Annotated in this window: 15 protein-coding genes; 10 read left to right on the forward strand and 5 right to left on the reverse strand. The window is 66.1% G+C overall.

Annotation, left to right across the window (positions count from 1 at the left end):
* The first annotated feature begins 47 nt into the window (after positions 1-47).
* The 5 genes from AC1Q5S_RS03035 to AC1Q5S_RS03055 all read left to right on the forward strand — a co-directional run bounded on the left by AC1Q5S_RS03035 (position 48) and on the right by AC1Q5S_RS03055 (position 4,978).
* Positions 48-1,622 carry a winged helix-turn-helix domain-containing protein gene (locus tag AC1Q5S_RS03035; protein WP_303835720.1) on the forward strand — a complete coding sequence of 525 codons (1,575 nt, stop codon included), beginning with the start codon at positions 48-50 and terminating at the stop codon, positions 1,620-1,622.
* Positions 1,623-1,910: 288 nt separating this feature from the next.
* Positions 1,911-2,102: a hypothetical protein gene (locus AC1Q5S_RS03040; RefSeq protein ID WP_492238309.1), complete on the forward strand. Its 192-nt coding sequence runs from the start codon at positions 1,911-1,913 to the stop codon at positions 2,100-2,102.
* A gap of 48 nt (positions 2,103-2,150) precedes the next feature.
* A complete protein-coding gene (locus AC1Q5S_RS03045; RefSeq protein WP_303835716.1) occupies positions 2,151-3,785 on the forward strand; it encodes a peptide chain release factor 3 in 1,635 nt (544 codons plus the stop codon).
* Positions 3,786-3,808: 23 nt separating this feature from the next.
* Positions 3,809-4,639, forward strand: coding sequence for an HAD-IIB family hydrolase (locus tag AC1Q5S_RS03050; RefSeq protein ID WP_303835732.1), 831 nt, complete (start codon positions 3,809-3,811; stop codon positions 4,637-4,639).
* Between the two features lie 57 nt (positions 4,640-4,696).
* The gene (locus AC1Q5S_RS03055; RefSeq protein ID WP_092699552.1) at positions 4,697-4,978 is read left to right on the forward strand and encodes a hypothetical protein; all 282 of its coding nucleotides are present in this window, start codon (positions 4,697-4,699) and stop codon (positions 4,976-4,978) included.
* A gap of 79 nt (positions 4,979-5,057) precedes the next feature.
* Here the strand turns inward: AC1Q5S_RS03055 and AC1Q5S_RS03060 are convergent, their stop codons facing one another.
* The 4 genes from AC1Q5S_RS03060 to AC1Q5S_RS03075 form a co-directional block, all read right to left on the reverse strand.
* A complete protein-coding gene (locus AC1Q5S_RS03060; protein ID WP_422204724.1) occupies positions 5,058-6,023 on the reverse strand; it encodes a tripartite tricarboxylate transporter substrate binding protein in 966 nt (321 codons plus the stop codon).
* A 111-nt stretch (positions 6,024-6,134) separates the two neighbouring features.
* Entirely contained in the window at positions 6,135-7,028 is an 894-nt protein-coding gene (ppk2, locus tag AC1Q5S_RS03065) for a polyphosphate kinase 2 (RefSeq protein WP_492238310.1), read from the reverse strand.
* Positions 7,029-7,132: 104 nt separating this feature from the next.
* Positions 7,133-7,402: a cytochrome C oxidase subunit IV family protein gene (locus AC1Q5S_RS03070; RefSeq protein ID WP_422204720.1), complete on the reverse strand. Its 270-nt coding sequence runs from the start codon at positions 7,400-7,402 to the stop codon at positions 7,133-7,135.
* A gap of 11 nt (positions 7,403-7,413) precedes the next feature.
* Positions 7,414-8,073 (reverse strand): cytochrome c oxidase subunit 3 family protein, encoded by a 660-nt coding sequence (locus tag AC1Q5S_RS03075; protein ID WP_422204718.1) that lies wholly within the window; start codon positions 8,071-8,073, stop codon positions 7,414-7,416.
* Between the two features lie 202 nt (positions 8,074-8,275).
* Between AC1Q5S_RS03075 and AC1Q5S_RS03080 the strand changes: the two genes are divergently transcribed.
* From AC1Q5S_RS03080 to AC1Q5S_RS03100, 5 genes are read left to right on the forward strand one after another with little or no spacing between them, the layout of a single operon-like run.
* Entirely contained in the window at positions 8,276-8,701 is a 426-nt protein-coding gene (locus AC1Q5S_RS03080) for a c-type cytochrome (protein WP_092699546.1), read from the forward strand.
* Between the two features lie 41 nt (positions 8,702-8,742).
* Positions 8,743-10,176 carry a cbb3-type cytochrome c oxidase subunit I gene (locus AC1Q5S_RS03085; protein WP_303835706.1) on the forward strand — a complete coding sequence of 478 codons (1,434 nt, stop codon included), beginning with the start codon at positions 8,743-8,745 and terminating at the stop codon, positions 10,174-10,176.
* 3 nt (positions 10,177-10,179) lie between these two features.
* Positions 10,180-11,040: a CbbQ/NirQ/NorQ/GpvN family protein gene (locus AC1Q5S_RS03090; RefSeq protein ID WP_303835704.1), complete on the forward strand. Its 861-nt coding sequence runs from the start codon at positions 10,180-10,182 to the stop codon at positions 11,038-11,040.
* Positions 11,030-12,061, forward strand: a complete 1,032-nt coding sequence (locus tag AC1Q5S_RS03095) for a 4Fe-4S binding protein (RefSeq protein WP_492238311.1) — start codon at positions 11,030-11,032, stop codon at positions 12,059-12,061. The genes AC1Q5S_RS03090 and AC1Q5S_RS03095 overlap by 11 nt, the downstream gene beginning before the upstream one ends.
* Positions 12,061-13,890 carry a nitric oxide reductase activation protein NorD gene (locus AC1Q5S_RS03100; protein ID WP_492238312.1) on the forward strand — a complete coding sequence of 610 codons (1,830 nt, stop codon included), beginning with the start codon at positions 12,061-12,063 and terminating at the stop codon, positions 13,888-13,890. The genes AC1Q5S_RS03095 and AC1Q5S_RS03100 overlap by 1 nt, the downstream gene beginning before the upstream one ends.
* A gap of 27 nt (positions 13,891-13,917) precedes the next feature.
* On the opposite strand, the gene AC1Q5S_RS03105 is transcribed toward AC1Q5S_RS03100, so the two are convergent.
* Positions 13,918-14,262 carry a hypothetical protein gene (locus AC1Q5S_RS03105; RefSeq protein ID WP_303835699.1) on the reverse strand — a complete coding sequence of 115 codons (345 nt, stop codon included), beginning with the start codon at positions 14,260-14,262 and terminating at the stop codon, positions 13,918-13,920.
* Between the last annotated feature and the right edge of the window lie 219 nt (positions 14,263-14,481).

Genomic DNA, 14,481 nt, shown 5'->3' on the forward strand with positions numbered 1-14,481 from the left:
GTGGTGCGCCATATGATTCCGGCTCTGCTTCCGTGAAGGAGTAGCCGGTGCTGCTGACTTTCAGAGACTGTGAGCTCGATACCCGTCTGTTCACCTTGCGCTGCCAGGGGCAGACACGCCAGGTCGAGCCGCAGGTGTTCGACCTGCTGGCCTACCTGCTGCAGCACCGCCACCGCATCGTGCCCCGGCAGGAACTGCTGGATGCGCTGTGGGCCGGCAAGGTGGTGAGCGAGTCGGCCCTGAGCAGTTGCATCAAGGCGGCACGCCAGGCCATCGGCGACAGTGGCATGGCCCAAGCTTGCATTGCCACCATTCCACGCCGCGGCTACCGCTTCGTGGCAACGGCCACGGAACACGAACCGCCCACCCCCCTGTGCCAGAGCGCGCCCGGCGCAGGCCCGGATCTGCCTCTCGACAAAGCCCGCGACGCGCATCCGCACCGCGCGTCCATCGCCGTCATGCCCTTCGCCGACCTCTCGCCCGTGGCCGGTGGGCGTGGGGGCACAGCCGACGCACTGGCCCACGACGTCATCACCCGGCTGGCCCAGCTGCGCAGCCTGTTCGTCATCGCACAAGGCACCGTGTTCGCGCTGCATGAACGCGACATCGGCCCGCAGGAGGCCGCGCGCCTTCTTGATGTCGACTATGTGGTGAGCGGCACCGTGCGCCGCCACGCACGGCGTCTGGTGGTGACGGCCGAACTGGTGGAGGTCCGCACCGCGCACGTCGTCTGGGCCGACATCTTCGACCGCCCCCTGGACGACGCTTTTTTCGTCCTCGACGACATTGGCAGCCAGATCGTCGCCATCGCCGCCAGCGAGATCGAGCTGGCCGAGCGCAACCGCGCCCTGCTGCGCCCGCCCAACACCCTCGATGCCTGGGAGGCCCACCACCGTGGCCTGTGGCATATGTACCGATTCAACCAGGCCGACAACGAGCGCGCCCGCCAATTCTTTGCCATGGCAGTGCACCTCGACCCCACTTTCGCGCGTGCCTACGCCGGGCTGTCGTTCACGCACTTCCAGAACGCCTTCCAGGGCTGGTCCGAGCGCGCAGCCGCTTGCGACCAGGCCATGGCCACGGCCCGCCAAAGCCTGGACGCCGACGACCGCAACCCGGCGGCCCACTGGGCCATGGGCCGGGCACTGTGGCTGCGCGCCCAGCAGGACTCGGCCGTGGTTGAGCTGGAGCAGGCCATCCACCTGAGTCCCAGCTTCGCGCTGGGTCATTACACGCTGGCGTTTGTCCAATCCCAGGCGGGCGACCCCCAGGCCGCCATCGCGGCGTCCGACCACTCGCGCCTGCTCAGCCCCTTCGACCCGCTGCTTTTCGGCATGCTGGGGGCCCGCGCCATGGCGCTGGTGCGCCTGGGCCGGTTCGACGAGGCGGCGGACTGGGCCGTCAAGGCCGCCGCCCGTCCCAACGCCCACACGCACATCCGCGCCATCGCGGCCTACAGCCTGGCATTGGCGGGTTCGCTCGACCTGGCACGCACCTATGCGGCAGAAATACGCCAGGCGCGACCAAACTACCAGGCCGACGACTTTTTCGCGGCTTTCCGCTTCGACCCCGAGGGCGCAGCCCTGTTTCGCCAGGGGGCCGCGCGCATCGGCATGGCATGACGCCCTACGAAGAGCGCATGTCCTGGGTGGAAAAGGTATTGCACCAGGCCCTGCGCTCGGGGCAGCACGGGCCACAGGCCGGCACCCGCAGGGTCGGCCTTCCTGCCGCCAGAACGTGGCGTTGCGTTTTCCATGGCGGCATGAGGCATCGGTCCCGGTGAGCGGTATTTGGTTTCGCTGTGCCAGAGAAAGCGCGCCCCGCCATGACAACCTGATGGCCATCCCCGTTGTCTCCCTGGGTGTCGCCGGCCTCGCCGCCTGCGACGTGAAAAAAACCAGGAAGGCAACGTGACGCTGCCCCAGCACGGCGTCAAAACCCCCGATGCCAGCGTGGCCACGGAGCAGAAAACCGCCACGGTGCCCACCATCAAGGCCAAGGAAAAGGCCATCGAGCGGCCCCGGGTCGAGATCACCCCGGCCAGCCGGCCCTGGCAGGCCATCCCGCCGGGTTGGCAGCGGCGCGGGATAATCACAGGTTGACCCACCCTTTTGACTTGGCCGCCGCCCCGGGGCGCGGCCACCGCCTGCATGTCCGCACCCTTTCTTGCCGAAACCCGGCGCCGCCGTACCTTTGCCATCATTTCCCACCCCGACGCCGGTAAAACGACGCTGACGGAAAAGCTGCTGCTGTTCTCGGGCGCAATCCAGATCGCCGGCGCCGTCAAGGGTCGCAAGGCCAGCCGCCACGCCACCTCGGACTGGATGGAGATCGAAAAGCAGCGCGGCATCTCGGTGGCCAGCTCGGTCATGCAGATGCTGTACCGCGACCACGTCATCAACCTGCTCGACACGCCCGGCCACAAGGACTTCTCGGAAGACACCTACCGCGTGCTCACCGCCGTGGACTCGGCCCTGATGGTGATCGACGCCGCCAACGGCGTGGAAGCGCAGACGCGCCGCCTGATCGAGGTCTGCCGCCAGCGCGACACGCCCATCATCACCTTCGTCAACAAGATGGACCGCGAGGTGCGCGACCCGCTGGACATCCTGGACGAGGTCGAGCGCGAGCTGGGCATGCCCTGCTGCCCCATCACCTGGCCGGTGGGCCAGGGCAAGAGCTTTGGCGGCATCATCAACCTGCGCACGCAGAGCATGACGGTGTTCACCCCCGGCAGCGACCGGGGTCCGAAAGACTTTGAAGTGATCCCGCTGGCCGAGGCCGACCGGCTGCGCCAGCGCTTTGGCCAGACCTTCGACGATGCGCTGGAGAGCATGGAACTGGCCGTCGGCGCCTCGGCCGCCTGGAACGACGAAGAGTTTCTGGCCGGCAAGCTCACGCCCGTGTTCTTCGGCTCCGGCGTGAACAACTTCGGTGTGATGGAGGTGCTGGACGCCGTGGTGGACATGTCTCCCCCGCCCGGCCCGCGCACCAGCACGCTGCAGGTGAACAAGCAGCCCGTGGTCAAAGTCATCCAGCCCGAAGACGAAGGCTTTGCCGGCGTGGTGTTCAAGGTGCAGGCCAACATGGACGCCAACCACCGCGACCGCATCGCCTTTGTGCGCGTGGCCTCGGGCAAGTACACCCCGGGCATGAAGCTCAAGGTGCAGCGCACCGCCAAGGAACTGCGCCCGACCAGTGTGGTGACCTTCATGAGCCAGCGCCGCGAGGCGGTCGAAGAGGCCTACGCGGGCGACATCATCGGCTTCACCACGCACGGCGGCGTGCAGCTGGGTGACACCATCACCGACGGCGCCAACCTGCAGTTCACGGGCCTGCCGTTCTTCGCCCCCGAGCTGTTCATGACCGTCATCCTGAAAAACCCGCTGCGCACCAAGCAGCTGCAGCAAGGCCTGGCGCAGCTGGGCGAGGAAGGCGCCATCCAGGTCTTCCGGCCCGACGTGGGCGGCCCCATGCTGCTGGGCGCCGTGGGCCAGCTGCAGTTTGAAGTGGTGCAGCACCGCCTGAAGGCCGAATACGACGCCGATGTGCGCCTGGAAGGTTGCCAGTACACCGGCGCGCGCTGGATCACCGCCGACAGCCCGGCCGACCTGCGTGCCTTCACCGACGCCTATCCCATGCGCCTGTCGCACGATGCGGCCAACGCATTGGCCTACCTGTGCACCTCGCCGTATGACGTGCGGCTGGCGCAGGAGCGGTTTCCGAAAATCCACTTCCATCCGCTGCGCGAGCACGCGGGCCTGGCGCTGGACAGCAACCACTGACAGCGGCGACCATGACGGCATGGATGCGCGCCCTGAGCGAATGGCCGGTGCCGGCGCCTGGGCAACTGCTGGGCGTGTTCACCGACATCGACGACACCCTGACCACCGACGGTGCCATCACGCCCGATGCGCTGCAGGCCCTGGCGGCGCTCCAGGCCGGCGGCCTGCATGTGATCCCCATCACCGGTCGGCCCGTGGGCTGGAGCGAGCCATTTGCCGCCACCTGGCCCGTGGACGCCATCGTGGCGGAAAACGGCGCCGTGGCGTTGCGGCGCGTTGCCAACGCTGCGAATGAAAATGGGCTGTTGCGCAATCAAGAAAGGCGTGAGCAGCTATCAAAAACATACCAACAGGACGCTGCCACGCGGGCGGCCAACTACGCGCGCATGCAGCAGGTTCTGGCGCAGGTCGAGCGCGAGGTGCCCGGTGCCCACCGCGCCACGGACTCGCCGGGCCGCGAGACCGACATCGCCATCGATCACAGCGAATTCACCCATCTGCCGCCGGATGCCATCGCCCACGCCGTGCGCATCATGCGCAGCGCGGACATGAACGCCACGGTGAGCAGCATCCACATCAACGGCTGGTTTGGCGCGCACAACAAGCTGGAGGGCGCCCGCTGGATCGTGCGCGAACTGTTCGGGCGCGACCTGGATGCCGAGATCGACCGCTGGGTGTATGTGGGCGACTCCACCAACGACCAGCTCATGTTCCAGCACTTTCCCCGCAGCGTGGGCGTGGCCAACATTGCGCGCTTTGTGCCGCAACTGGCGCATCTGCCGCGCTATGTGACGCAGGGCGAGCGCGGCGCGGGTTTTGCGGAGGTCGCGCGCGCGGTGCTGGCGACACGTTGATGCCATCCGGCAAGGCCGGCGGTGCTCCGGCACACCCAAGCTGCGCTAGAGTTCGGCATGGACTTGATCAACACTCTCCGACACTGGCAGGCCATCGACCGGACCAGGGCACGCCTGCCCAGTGAAAATCTCATGGTCGCCGGCCTGGGGCTGGCCCTGATCGCCGTCTCCCTGCGCTCGGAACGCCGCGGCACGGCCGCGCTGCAGGCCGCCGCCGGGGGCGCGCTGATCTTGCGGGCCGCCCGTGGCAGCAACTACCTGACGCGCGATCCGGACCCGCGCATCAGCGGGGCCTGGGATGCCCACCTGGAAGACGCCCGGGAACTCGGTCTGGATTGAGCGGCCGGACAAAAACTGGATGTCTTTTCCGGCCATTGTGCGCGCAACACCTGCACAAATAGCTATTGAATAAATAGCATTACTGCACCTTCGCCAGGCCCAGCTTTTCCACCAGCGCCTTCTCGCGCGCAAAAGTGTCCTGCGCGAACTTCTGGTACGCCGCCGTGCCCATGTAAATGGGCACCATGTCATAGCGCGCCAGCGCCGTGCGGTAGCTCTCTTGCTCCATGGCCTGCTTGAACGCGTCGTGCAGGCGCTTGACCACGGGCGCTGGCGTGCCCTTGGGCGCACCAATGCCGAACGGCGAGTTCTGGACGATGTCCAGGCCCAGTTCCTTGAGTGTGGGTGCATCAGGAAACTTGGCCAGACGTTCGGCCCCCCAGGTGTTGAGCACGCGCAGCTTGCCCGCTTCGACCTGCGGGGCAAAGCCCGTGGAGTCGGCCGCCGCCATGATGTTGCCACCCAGAATGGATTGCATCAGGTCGGCACTGCCCTTGTAGGGCACATGCAGCAGTTCGATGCCAAGCTTTTGCGCGATCAGTTCGGTCGTCAGGTGCGGGCTGGTCATGGTGCCGGTGGAGCCATAGCTGAGCTTGCCCGGATTGGCCTTGGCCCAGGCCACAAAGTGCGTCCAGGTCTTCAGCGGTGAATCGGCCGGCACCACGATGCCGAACGCATAGCCGGTGACGTTGAGCACGTAGCTGATGTCCTTGACCGGGTCCCAGTTGATCTTGGTGGTGTAGGGCATGCGGAACACGCCCAGGGGAATCTGGGCGATGGTGTACCCGTCAGCGGCAGCCCCTTGCAAGGCTTGCGCCGGCAGCGTGCCTCCGGCACCGGGCTTGTTTTCCACGATCACGGGCTGGCCCAGGATGCGGCCGGCGTTCTCAGCCAGCACGCGCATGGTGATGTCGGTGGGGCCGCCTGCGGGGAAGGCAATCACGAGCTTGATCGGTTTGACCGGAAAACTCTGGGCGCTGGCGGAGCCCAGGGTGGCGGCGGCCATGGCGGCTGCGCCCCATTGGATGATGTGTCGGCGTTGCATGTGGCGATCCTCAAGAGACGAAAAACCCCATTGGAACGCAATTTCCGCGCCACGGCACGGAGGAAAGCACCGAGCGGCTGTCGCCAAGGCGGCAGCGGATGGAGACCGCGCTCAGTACCGCTGGGGCACGTACATCTCGGCGGGCACCGGCTGGCGCAGGTATTCGGGGTTGCGCTCCCGCGCAGGCAGCTCCACCGGGGCGTGCGGCACTTCGTGGTACTGCAGCTGGTCCAGCAGGTGCGCAATGCAGTTCAGGCGCGCCTTTTTCTTGTCCACCGCCTGCACCACCCACCAAGGCGCCTCGGGGATGTGGGTGCGCTCCAGCATGGTTTCCTTGGCCTTGGTGTAGGCCTCCCAGCGCACGCGGCTTTCCAGGTCCATGGGGCTCAGTTTCCACTGTTTGAGCGGGTCGTGGATGCGGCCCAGAAAGCGCAGGTGCTGTTCGTCGTCGGTGATGGAGAACCAGTACTTGATGAGCGTGATGCCCGAGCGCACGAGCATCTTCTCGAACTCGGGCACGGTGCGGAAGAACTCTTCGTATTCGTCGTCGGTGCAAAAGTCCATCACGCGCTCGACGCCCGCGCGGTTGTACCAGCTGCGGTCAAACAGCACCATCTCGCCCGCAGCGGGCAGGTGCGCCACATAGCGTTGGAAGTACCACTGCGTGCGCTCGCGGTCGTTGGGCGCGGGCAGCGCGGCCACGCGCACCACACGCGGGTTCAGGCGCTGGGTGATGCGTTTGATGACACCGCCCTTGCCGGCGGCATCGCGCCCCTCGAACAGGATCACCACCTTCTTGCGCGTGTACTGCACCCAGTCCTGGAGCTTGACCAGCTCGCCCTGCAGGCGAAACAGCTCCCTGAAATAGGCCTGGCGCTCACCCCGGTCGGCGACATGGCGGCCTTCCAGTTCCAGCTCGATCTCTTCGTCGTAGCTGTCCACCAGATCGCTCGCGATGCGCCGCACCAGGTCGTCGTGGTCATTCAGTGCACTGGGCAGCGTCATGGGAATGGGGTTCCTGGAAAGAGCAGGCCATGCTGCCCACGCCCCATGACACCCCCATGTCAATGGAATGACGCCGTCAGTGGTCACCCCGCATCACTGCGCCTTTATGGCAAGCCGATCCAGTACGCCAGCACGATCAGCACCAGCACCAGCGCCAGCCAGCCCGCCACCAGCCAGCGCCACAAGGCGGGCGCATGCCGCAGTTCGAGAAAATCCAGGCACACCAGCAAGCCCTTGGCGAACGCCAGGGCAAACATGGCCAGCACAGGCCCCATGGAGCCATGGCCGGTCAGGCCCGCCTCGCCAATCCAGTAAGTGGCGGCGGTGATGGCCAGCAAGATCAACCAGATCCGGGTGAGAGAAAGAGCATGCATTTTCAAGGTCCTCAACGCATCACATAAACCAGCGGAAACAGCACGATCCACAGCAGATCGACCATGTGCCAGAACGCAGCACCCGTCTCGAGGGCGTGGCAATCCTGGCTGCCGTAGCGCCCCCGCCGCGTTTTCACCCACAGATAACCCAGCGCCAGCATGCCCACCACCACATGCAGAAAGTGGAAGCCGGTCAAGAGGAGGTAGAACATGTAGAAAGTATTGGTCGACAGATCCACACCAGAGGCCAGCTTCTGCGCGTATTCGCCCAGCTTGACCACCATAAAGCCGCCCCCGCAGACCAGCGCTCCCAGCAGCCAGCGCGCGCCCACCGCCGAGGCATCGCGCCGCACGGCGGCCACCGCGCTGGCCACGCACCAGCTGCCCGAGATCAGCAGCACGGTGTTGAGCGCACCGGCGTTCAGGTTGAGCGTGGCTTGCGAGGCATTGAACAGCGCCACCTCCCGCGTGCGGGCAAAGGCAAAGGACACAAAGAGGATGGCAAAGGTCAACAACTCCAACAGAATGACCAGCCAGACACCCAGGTCACCACGGAGCCTGGGCGCGGCACCCTGAAAGTGCGCACGGGTGCCAGCACCGCCGGCCGCACCCGACACCGGGCGCGCCGCCCGGCCTGCAGGTGAAAAAGTCGAGGAAATAGGGTCATGCATGAAACACATCCTGTCTGATGATCGGCCGCCGTTCGCGGGGAGTTGCACACAAGCAACTCTGGGTTTGCATTTTTTTCGCGCAATGCACTCAGAGGCATTGGATCAATGTAAGATTCATTTCGCATGAATCTTATTGATTCTAATCAACCTTTCGACCCGCTAAGTCATTACGATGCGGATTCATCACTGCATGAGGTACACCATGAGTCAAGGCTTCACGAGCCAGATGGCGCGCAACATTTTTTACGGGGGCACGGTTTTTTTCGTGCTCGTGTTTGCGAGTCTCATTTTCCACACCGAAACCAAGATCCCCGAGCGCTCCAAGTCGGGCGAAATCACGGAGGCTGTAGTCCGCGGCAAGCATCTCTGGGAGACGCGCAACTGCATCGGCTGCCATACGTTGCTGGGCGAAGGGGCGTATTTCGCGCCTGAGCTGGGTAACGTCTATGCACGTCGGGGCCCTGATTTCATCAAGGGCTGGATAAAAGCCATGCCCACGCACACGCCGGGGCGCCGGCAGATGCCGCAGTTCAACTTCACCGAAGCACAGCTGGACGATCTGGTCGAGTTCCTGCGGTGGACCAATGGCATCGATGCCGAGAAGTGGCCACCCAATATCGAAGGGTAAGCATCTCAGTGCACTGAGATCTCACATTCAAGGACACAAAAATGCAACCCGCAACCCTTAAATACCAATCGCAGTCAGTCGCCAAGCTGTACTTCATCGCGGCGCTGGGACTGTTCACCGGCCAGATCCTCTTCGGTCTGACGCTCGGCCTGCAATACGTGATCGGCGACCTGATGTTCCCGGCCATTCCCTTCAACATCGCCCGCATGGTTCACACCAACCTGCTGATCGTGTGGCTGCTGTTCGGCTTCATGGGCGCCGCCTACTACATGGTGCCCGAAGAGAGTGAAACCGAGCTCTGGAGCCCGCTCTTCGCCAAGATTCTGTTCTGGATCTTCCTGGCTGCCGGCGCCGCCACCATCCTGGGCTACCTGCTGGTGCCCTACGCCACGCTGGCGCAGATGACCGGCAACGACCTGCTGGCCACCATGGGGCGCGAATTCCTGGAGCAACCCCTGCCCACCAAGGTCGGCATCGTGGTCGTGGCGCTGGGCTTTTTGTTCAACATCAGCATGACCGTGCTCAAGGGCCGCAAGACCGCCATCACCCTGGTGCTGCTGCTCGGCCTGTGGGGCCTGGCGCTGCTGTTCCTGTTCAGCTTCGTCAACCCCAGCAACCTGGTGCGCGACAAGATGTACTGGTGGTTCGTGGTGCACCTGTGGGTGGAAGGCACCTGGGAGCTGATCATGGCCTCTCTGCTGGCCTTCGTGCTCATCAAGACCACCGGGGTTGACCGTGAAGTGATCGACAAGTGGATGTACATGATCGTCGCCTTCGCGCTGATCTCGGGCATTCTGGGCACGGGCCACCACTTCTACTTCATCGGCCTGCCAGGCTACTGGCACTGGGTGGGTGGCGTGTTCTCCGCACTGGAGCCCATTCCATTCTTCATGATGACGCTGTTTGCCTTCAACATGGTGCAGCGCCGCCGCCGTGAACACCCCAACCAGGCCGCCGTGCTGTGGGCCGTGGGTACCGCTGTCATCGCCTTCCTGGGCGCAGGCGTCTGGGGCTTCATCCACACGCTCAGCTGGGTCAACTTCTACACGCACGGCTCGCAAGTTACGGCGGCCCACGGCCACCTGGCCTTCTACGGCGCTTACGTGCTGGTCGTTCTGGCCATCATCAGCTACTCCATGCCCATCCTGCGCGGCCGCGAAGCCAACCCCAAGCACGCACAGCGCGTGGAAATGTGGAGCTTCTGGATCATGAGCATCGGCATGGCCGTCATGGTGCTGGCCCTCAGCGGCGCAGGCATCCTGCAAGTCTGGCTGCAGCGCATGCCCGCTTCGGGCGCAGCGATGTCCTTCATGGCCACGCAAGACCAGTTGGTGTTCTTCTACTGGACGCGTGTGGCGGGCGGCGTCATGTTCCTGATCGGTCTGCTGACCTACCTGTCGAGCTTCTTCATTGGCCCATCGGCTGACGAAGCAAGCAACTTCAGCGCCAGCGGCAGCCGTCTGCAACAGGCCTGAGCCATGCAATCCCACGCCCACGCAGCGGCCTCCCAAACCCCAGGCAACAGCAACGCGCTGGGCGCAGGCCCTGTTGCGGGCGATGCACCGTTTTACGCAGCCCAGGGGAGCGAATGTGCGCTCTTTGCCCATTGCTTTGATCAGCAGCTGCCGCTGCTGATCAAAGGCCCCACGGGTTGCGGCAAGACCCGTTTTGTCGAACACATGGCGGCGCGCCTGGCGCGCCCCCTGATCACTGTCTCGTGCCACGACGACCTGAGCGCGGCCGACCTCGTCGGTCGCCATCTGATCGGACAGGGCAACACCGTCTGGGCCGACGGGCCGCTCACCCGCGCCGTGCGCGAAGGCGCCATTTTGTACCTGGACGAAGTGGTGGAGGCCCGCAAGGACACCACCGTCGTGCTGCATCCGCTGGCCGACGACCGGCGCCTGCTGCCAATCGAGCGCACGGGCGAGCTGCTCAAGGCACCACCCGAGTTCATGCTCGTCATCTCCTACAACCCGGGCTACCAGAATCTGCTCAAGGGCCTCAAGCCCAGCACACGCCAACGCTTCACCGCCCTGGCGCTGGACTACCCGGCCCCGGCGATCGAGCGCGCCATCCTGGAGCGCGAAGGCCACGCCTCACCGGCACTGGCCGCGCGCCTGGTGCAACTCGCCCAGGCACTGCGCCGCCTCACCGACCACGACCTCGAAGAAACCGCCAGCACCCGCCTGCTGGTCATGGCGGCGCGCCTGGTCGCTTCGGGCCTGCCCCTGCGCGAAGCCTGCCGTGCCGCCGTGGTGGAGGCGCTGACCGACGACACCGAGACCCTGCTCGCACTCAACGAGGTGGTGCGCGCCGTGGTGGGCGATGACAACTGACTGTTCCAGCTGTGCCAGTGCCTCCGGTTGCTCCACCGGAGCCGCCAGGGCCGGCAGCACACAGGACGGCAGTGCATCCGCTGCGCAGCCCACCACCCAGCAGCTGCAGCGCCGCCGGCGCTGGTTCCAGTGGTCTTTCTTTGCCATCTTTTTGCTGGCCCCCGCGCTGAACCTGCTGCGCTTTGACCTCACCGAGACCCAGTTGTGGGTGCTGGGGTTTCGCTGGTCGCTGGGCATTGATGCGTTCATGCGCGGCGAGGCCAGCGCCATGCAAACGGCATGGTCCATCACCTGGCGCGGCATCATTCCCGTGCTCACCCTGGTGGTCGGTTTTCTGGCCGTGGCCTACCACTTTGGCCGTCTCTATTGCGGCTGGCTGTGCCCGCATTTTTCGCTGGTCGAAACCCTCAACGATCTGCTGCACCGCGCCACCGGCAAACTCAGTGTGTGGGACAAATCCCCCACGCCGCGCCCTGGCCGCACCGCCGACAAGCGCTGGTGGCCGGTGTTTCTGGCGGCCTGCCTGGTCTTTGGCTTCGTCTGGGCCATCACGCTGCTCACCTACCTGCTGCCGCCCGCCATGGTCTGGGGCAATCTGGTGCACGGCACCCTCACCCCCAACCAGGCGCGCTTTCTGGCCGTGGGCACGCTGGTCTTCACCCTCGAATTCACCCTCGCGCGGCACCTTTTTTGCCGCTACGGCTGTGCCGTGGGCCTGTTCCAGAGCGTCGCCTGGATGGCCAACCCCAAGGCGATGGTGGTGTCGTTCACGCGCAGCCGTGCACGCGAATGCAAGACCTGCGACGCGCCACGCGGCAGCGCCTGCGACAACGCCTGCCCCATGCGCCTGAACCCGCGCAACATCAAGCGCATGATGTTTGCCTGTGTGCAGTGCGGCCAGTGCCTGTCCGCATGCGATACCACGCAGACCGACCAGGGCCGCACCCCGACCCTCGAATGGAAGGTGGGCCTGGACGCCGTGCGCGAAACCCTGCGCCAGCGGCGCGAGGAGCAGCGCTGATGGAAGAATGGATTGGCCAGTGGTGGCACCGCGCCGTCACCCGCGCCGCGGAACCCGACCGCACCCATGCGCAGGTCACCCTGGAAGAAATGCGCCGCAGCATCGCGTTGCTCTACCGCGCCGGTGGCGGCGACGCCGCTGTGCGCGTGACCCCGGTGGCCGACAGCCGCCATGGCGGGCCGCGCGGCTGGCTGCAACGCCTGGCTGGCAGCGGCATCCGCGTGCCCCTGCCGGTGCTCGACTGGGAAACCCTGGCCTTGCCCGCCCAGCTGGCGGTGTTTGACCAGCGCGAACTCAACCGCGAGCTCTACCTCTGGCTGGCCGCGCTGGCCGCCGTGTTTGAACCCACGGGCGACTGGATTGCCGACAACCGCGCCGCCACGGCACGGGCGCTGCAGCGCTTTGCCGGCCTGCGCAGCTCCCACGCGCGCCTGGCGCAAGCGCACCTCGCCCAGCGCCCCCCCCTGGCCCGCCTGCGCGCCGACGCAGCACCCTTCGAAGCGGCCGTGCAGGCAGCCCTGCGCGGCGATGACCACGGCCCGCTCTTCGTGGAGCCGCAGCAGGTCGCCCCGGTCTGGCTGTGGCTGACGGCGGGCCTGGGCAACGCTGCGGCGGGCACATCCGGCCACACCGGCGACGGCACGGGCGAGCGTCCCGACGGCGCGCCCGATGCCGAAAGCAAGTCGCGCCGCCGCTCGCGCCGCGTAGAACAGAAAGAGGCGCGCAACCCGCTGCTGGTGGCCGCCAAGACCGAGTCCATCACCACCTGGAGCGAGCTGATCCGCCTGGACCGTGGCACCGACGATGAGGTCGATCCCAACGCCACCGCGGCCGCCAACGACATGGACACCTTGTCGCTGGCGCGCGGCGAGCAGACCACGGCCTCGCGCATCAAGTTCGACCTGGACCTGCCCAGCGCCTCGGCCGACGACCTGCCCCTGGGTCCCGGCCGCAAGACCCCCGAATGGGACTGGCGCCGCAGCGTGTTGCAGCCCGAGCACTGCTCGGTGCAGTGCTCGGTCGCGCGGCCCGGCACGCCTTATGTGCCACCGCAGGCCCTGCGCGCCACGGCGCGGCGCGTGCGCCGGCGCCTGGAAGTGCTGCGCGCCGCACCCCGCTGGCAGGGCGGCCAGACCACGGGCGACGAATTCGACATCGATGCCTGGGTGCGCTTTCAGACCGAATCGCAAGGTGGTGTTCAGCACAGTGACTCGCCCCCGGTGTACATCCGGCGCCAGCGCGCGGAACGCAGCCTGGCCACGCTGCTGCTGGCCGACCTGTCGCTCTCCACCGACGCCTACGCCACCGACCACGCCCGCGTGATCGACGTGATTCGCGACGCACTGTACGTGTTTGGCGAAGCGCTCTCCGGCACGGGCGATGCCTTTGAAATGCTGGGTTTCAGCTCGGTACGGCGCCAGCATGTGCGCATCCAGCACATCAAGGGCTTTGGCGAGCGCTGGAACGACACCGTGCGCTCCCGCGTGGGGGCACTCAAACCCGGTTTCTATACCCGCATGGGCGCTGCGGTGCGCGATGCCACCCGCCGCCTGGGTGCGCGCCCCGAGCGCCAGCGGCTGCTGCTGGTGCTGACCGACGGCAAGCCCAACGACCTCGACATCTACGAAGGCCGCTATGGCCTGGAAGATACCCGCCATGCGGTGCAGGAAGCGCGCGATGCGGGCCTGATCCCGTTTTGCGTCACCATCGACCAGGAAGCCCACGAATACCTGCCGATGCTGTTTGGCAGCCAGGGCTATGCGCTGGTGCGGCACCCCCAGGATCTGGTGCAGCGCCTGACACAGGCGTGGGCGACCCTGGCGCGCTGAGCGCCGCAACTCACCCGGCACGCAGCCTCATTTTGGGGGCTGGTGTGCTAGCACATCGGCATCACACCCTGCCCCCGCAGCAATCCAGCGCCGGGCCAGCCGCCCCAGCCAGCGCACAGCCCGGGGATGCATCCACCCGGTAACACCGCCCGGATCGACCACCATTCCGCACAGGTAGCGCCGGTCGGCATCGCTCCAGCGCAAGGCCAGGCAGGCCCCCGTGCGCCGCCGCGACATCAGCACACCCAACGGGCAAGGCTCCACCAGGCAACACAGGCCACAGCCGTTGCACGGCGCACCCTCAACGGGCTTGGCGGGCGCCTCGGGGTGCAACCATACAACCGTGGGTGCAGAGGGTGGAGGCGTTGGCATGGTCTGCAAAAGTCGCAAAAAATAGGGTTGTGCGAAGGCCGCGCCGATGCGCGAACGCCGGCATGCCTTGGCAACGCGACAGCGTCCAGATGGCACAGCGCGACATGGCGAGCCGGTGGGCCCCGTGGCACTTGCCTGGTGTCCCGCTGCTGAGCGCATGCTACGGCAAACACCCCCACCCCCGCACTGGCCAGGGTCGCCCGACCGGTTGACCCACGT

The sequence above is a fragment of the Acidovorax sp. GW835-FHT14B10 genome (assembly GCF_058793725.1).

Excerpts from the sequence above, each read along its gene's own strand:
- AC1Q5S_RS03080 (WP_092699546.1), top strand. The coding sequence starts at position 8,276 with ATGAGTCAAGGCTTCACGAGCCAGATGGCGCGCAACATTTTTTACGGG.
- AC1Q5S_RS03085 (WP_303835706.1), top strand. The coding sequence starts at position 8,743 with ATGCAACCCGCAACCCTTAAATACCAATCGCAGTCAGTCGCCAAGCTG.
- AC1Q5S_RS03090 (WP_303835704.1), top strand. The coding sequence starts at position 10,180 with ATGCAATCCCACGCCCACGCAGCGGCCTCCCAAACCCCAGGCAACAGC.
- AC1Q5S_RS03095 (WP_492238311.1), top strand. The coding sequence starts at position 11,030 with ATGACAACTGACTGTTCCAGCTGTGCCAGTGCCTCCGGTTGCTCCACC.
- AC1Q5S_RS03105 (WP_303835699.1), bottom strand. The coding sequence starts at position 14,262 with ATGCCAACGCCTCCACCCTCTGCACCCACGGTTGTATGGTTGCACCCC.
- AC1Q5S_RS03100 (WP_492238312.1), top strand. The coding sequence starts at position 12,061 with ATGGAAGAATGGATTGGCCAGTGGTGGCACCGCGCCGTCACCCGCGCC.
- AC1Q5S_RS03045 (WP_303835716.1), top strand. The coding sequence starts at position 2,151 with ATGTCCGCACCCTTTCTTGCCGAAACCCGGCGCCGCCGTACCTTTGCC.
- AC1Q5S_RS03060 (WP_422204724.1), bottom strand. The coding sequence starts at position 6,023 with ATGCAACGCCGACACATCATCCAATGGGGCGCAGCCGCCATGGCCGCC.
- AC1Q5S_RS03055 (WP_092699552.1), top strand. The coding sequence starts at position 4,697 with ATGGACTTGATCAACACTCTCCGACACTGGCAGGCCATCGACCGGACC.
- AC1Q5S_RS03075 (WP_422204718.1), bottom strand. The coding sequence starts at position 8,073 with ATGCATGACCCTATTTCCTCGACTTTTTCACCTGCAGGCCGGGCGGCG.
- AC1Q5S_RS03050 (WP_303835732.1), top strand. The coding sequence starts at position 3,809 with ATGCGCGCCCTGAGCGAATGGCCGGTGCCGGCGCCTGGGCAACTGCTG.
- AC1Q5S_RS03070 (WP_422204720.1), bottom strand. The coding sequence starts at position 7,402 with ATGCATGCTCTTTCTCTCACCCGGATCTGGTTGATCTTGCTGGCCATC.
- ppk2 (WP_492238310.1), bottom strand. The coding sequence starts at position 7,028 with ATGACGCTGCCCAGTGCACTGAATGACCACGACGACCTGGTGCGGCGC.